Origin of the sequence: Vibrio sp. 10N.222.48.A3 (assembly GCF_041475345.1) — a bacterium.
GTDB lineage: Bacteria > Pseudomonadota > Gammaproteobacteria > Enterobacterales > Vibrionaceae > Vibrio > Vibrio tasmaniensis_A.
This window is the reverse complement of the sequence record NZ_JBFRVX010000242.1, coordinates 1-2882: the sequence shown is the minus strand read 5'-3', so window position 1 is coordinate 2882 and position 2882 is coordinate 1. Positions and strand designations below refer to the sequence as shown.

General features: G+C 40.6%; 2 protein-coding genes. One reads left to right on the top strand and one right to left on the bottom strand.

From position 1 onward, the window contains the following. Nucleotides 1–1280: sodium/proton antiporter NhaB (nhaB, locus tag AB4653_RS08205; protein ID WP_372103781.1), on the bottom strand; the 1280-nt coding region annotated here is incomplete at its 3' end. A 641-nt stretch (nucleotides 1281–1921) separates the two neighbouring features. Between nhaB and fadR the strand changes: the two genes are divergently transcribed. Further along, nucleotides 1922–2761, top strand: a complete 840-nt coding sequence (gene fadR, locus AB4653_RS08200; RefSeq protein WP_009848622.1) for a fatty acid metabolism transcriptional regulator FadR — start codon at nucleotides 1922–1924, stop codon at nucleotides 2759–2761. Nucleotides 2762–2882 lie beyond the last annotated feature (121 nt).

Here is a 2882-nt window from a genome sequence, read left to right as displayed (position 1 = left end):
CCTTCAACCAGAGCTGTTTTAACTTCGTTGATGTAAACCGTACCGACGAATACGTTGTCTGAAACCATCGACAAGATACCATTGGCTACGTAGAAGAGTGCGAGCTGTGCGCCTTTATCTTCAACGTGAAGTACAGCATCGATTACTGGCTTAAATAGAGCCTGGTCGATGATTACAGCAACAACCGCAAAAAAGACGGCAAGAAGTGCGGTAAATGGCAGTGCTTCTTCAAAAGCTTTACCCATCGAGTGCTCTTCAATTACACCTGTAAACGCTGTAGCTAAGATGATCACTGAAAGGCCAATCAAACCGACTTCAGCGACGTGAAGCGCAAGGCCAACAATAAGCCAAACTGCGATTGCACTCTGAACCCATAGTTTAGCTACATCTTGTTTTGTACGATTTGCGCGTTCTTTGTTGTCAAATTCAACTAAGATTTGGCGAACGTTATTTGGCAGCTCTGCACCGTAGCCAAACACTTTGAATTTCTCGACAAGTGCACAAGTTAAAATACCACAGAAGAAAACAGGCAGTGTAACTGGCAGCATGCGGATAATAAATTCCCCGAACTCCCAACCCGCTTGCTTAGCAATTACTAAGTTTTGTGGTTCACCTACCATGGTCATTACACCACCCAGAGCAGTACCAACACCGGCGTGCATAAGTAGTGAACGTAGGAATGCGCGGTAGTTTTCAAGGTCATCACGAGTTAGCTCAGAGATCTCTTCATCATGAGTATGATCGTGCGCAGACGTTGTGCCCTTACCTGATGCAACCTTGTGGTAGATAGAGTAGAAGCCCACTGCAACGCTAATGACTACGGCGATTACTGTCAGCGCATCTAGGAAGGCAGACAAGAATGCTGCGGCGACACAGAAAGCGACAGAGAGTAGAATTTTGGATTGGATACCGAGCAGGATCTTCGTAAAAATGAACAGAAGTAGTTCTTTCATGAAGTAGATGCCAGCAACCATGAATACTAGTAAGAGTAATACTGGTAGGTTTGCTTGTAGCTCATGATAAACCATTTCTGGTTTAGTCATGCCAATGGCGACGGCTTGAATTGCCAATAAGCCACCGGGTTGGAGAGGGTAGCACTTTAGAGCCATAGCTAGAGTGAAAATAAACTCAACCACTAATAGCCAGCCCGCAACGAATGGGTCAACTAGGAAAAAAACAAACGGGTTGATGATTAAAAAGGAAATGATGGCAAGTTTATACCAATCAGGAGCTTTACCAAGGAAGTTTTTGATAAAAGCGTTTCCGAGAGACATCGGCATGTTAATACTCTTTTATGTTGATTATGAATAGACAAGCAATACAACATTTTGAGAATCGAGCTGTAGGTTTAGTTAAAACCTATAACTAACAGTGACTTAGAAAAACTACATTCCATGTAATGTTCTGTGGTCTTGCCAAGTCACTCCCTTAGAAACTCAAGCACTGCTTATTTTTGAGCGCAACTCTACTCTTAGATAACATTTAGTCAACAGGAAAACCCCTGTAGCACTAAAAATACCTCTTTTTTGTTGAGAAACGCGATCAAAGTAGCGCAAGCATACCACTTAAAATGTGATAAAAACCGACTAGAATCAATATTTCAGCGAAATGATTAAAATTTACAGAATAACGACGGATTATATATGATTATTACAACTTAACATTGCAAATTAATAGATTTAAAAATATGACCAATCTCATTGATTTTAAAAAGAATTTGTTGTGTTAATGGTTTGTTTAAATGATGATTTGTAGTCGCTTGCTATCCAAACCTTGAGTGCAAACGTGTGCTGAACTTTAGAGTTTTAACTCTACTTGGGTTTTGAGTGCGTAAAATTTTTTGGGGGTATTTCCGCAGGGTGTTAACTAGTGGTATGATGAGTAAATTAGAACAAAATAATTAAATTGGATTGAAGTGTAGATGGTCATTAAGGCAAAGAGCCCGGCAGGATTTGCAGAAAAGTATATCATTGAAAGTATTTGGAATGGCCGTTTCGCTCCAGGTTCTATCTTGCCCGCAGAGCGTGAGCTTTCTGAGCTGATTGGTGTTACACGTACTACGCTTCGTGAAGTACTTCAGCGTCTTGCTCGTGATGGTTGGTTGACAATCCAACACGGTAAGCCAACTAAAGTTAATCAGTTTATGGAAACGTCAGGTCTTCATATCCTTGATACATTAATGACGTTGGACGTTGATAACGCAAGTAAAATGGTAGAAGACCTGCTTGCTGCTCGTACTAATATCAGCCCTATCTTTATGCGTTATGCATTCAAAGCAAATAAAGAGGCTTCAGAGCGTACGATTACTAACGTAATTGAATCTTGTGAATCTTTACTTGCGGCACCTACTTGGGATGAATTCTTAGAATCGTCGCCATATGCTGACAAGATCAAACAATCGGTGAAAGAAGACGTAGAAAAAGATGAAGCGAAGCGTCAAACGATCTTAATTGCTAAAACTTTTAACTTCTACGATTACATGCTTTTCCAACGTTTAGCATTCCATTCAGGTAACCAAATTTATGGCCTGATCTTTAATGGTGTTCGAAAATTGTACGACCGTGTTGGTAGCTACTACTTCTCTAACCCAGAAGCTCGTCGTTTAGCCATGGAGTTCTACAAAAACTTGTTTGTTATTTGTGAAAGCGGTGAGCGTGAGAATTTGCCACTTGTGATTCGTAACTACGGTATCGCAAGCGCACAGATTTGGAACGAGATGAAGACAACGTTACCGACAAACTTTACTGAAGACGACAGCTAAGTCTTTTCATTAAACTACTGTTCGGTTGTTTTACTTATTGAGTAAACGACGTAAAGAAAACGAAAAAGCGGCGAGATAATCAAATTATCTCGCCGCTTTTTATTTATTGATAGTTGGTGAG